Annotated in this window: 1 protein-coding gene; it reads right to left on the reverse strand. The window is 72.1% G+C overall.

Annotation, left to right across the window (positions count from 1 at the left end; all coding sequences use genetic code 11):
• Positions 1-265: hypothetical protein (locus tag AC5Y5V_RS31440; RefSeq protein ID WP_499942997.1), on the reverse strand; the 265-nt coding region annotated here is incomplete at both ends.

Here is a 265-nt window from a genome sequence, read left to right on the forward strand (position 1 = left end):
CGCCATCTGCGCCAGGCTCATCATCGGCGAGATAGCCATGCTCGCCGGCATCGCCGCCATCTGCGCCACCTGCGACAACGACGACAACGGCACCTGCGCCACCAACGACTGCACCGACGACACCAACGTCGGCGCCGCCGCCACCACCGCCTGAGCCTGCGTCGCCAACTGCGCCCCGATCACCCCCGCCTGCGCCGCCAACCCCGCACCCGCCGACGACACCGCCTGCCCAATCTGCCCACCAACCTGCGACGCCCACGCCCCC

The sequence above is a fragment of the Mycobacterium sp. NGS68 genome, assembly GCF_059812195.1.